Source organism: Arthrobacter sp. MDT2-34-1 (assembly GCF_059091365.1).
In genome coordinates this window covers 1-447 of the sequence record NZ_JBNHGO010000150.1, presented here as the reverse complement: position 1 = coordinate 447, position 447 = coordinate 1, and the positions used below count along the sequence as shown (strand labels likewise).

Here is a 447-nt window from a genome sequence, read left to right as displayed (position 1 = left end):
GGACACGTGGCGCTCGTCGTGGCCGTCGTAGACGCTCAGCGGACGGATCAGCGAGTTGGCTTCCAGCTGCTCCATGATGTGGGCGGTCCACCCGACAATGCGGCTGGCGACGAACAGCGGCGTGAAGGTCTGCGTGTCGAAGCCCATCAGGTGGTAGGCCGGCCCGGCAGGATAGTCCAGGTTCGGCTGGATGTTCTTGCGCTCGCCCATGGCCGCTTCCAGCGCTGCGTAGAGTTCGGCAAGGTCCGGACGGTTGTAGTGCGCGATCATCTTGTCCAAGGCAGCCTTCATCGTCGGCACCCGGGAATCGCCGTGCTTGTAGACACGGTGGCCGAAGCCCATGATCTTCTTCTTGCTGGCCAGCGCGTCCTCTAGCCACGCCTTCGCATGGCCGGCAAGATCGCCGCCCTTCGCGGAGGAGATGATCTCCTCGAAGGTGTGCATGAC

At 63.8% G+C, this 447-nt stretch carries 1 protein-coding gene; it reads right to left on the bottom strand.

The window, feature by feature from the left end:
- Positions 1–447, bottom strand: a 447-nt coding sequence (locus AC5RVV_RS18115; protein WP_494002727.1) for a citrate/2-methylcitrate synthase, incomplete at both ends; no start/stop codon positions are given.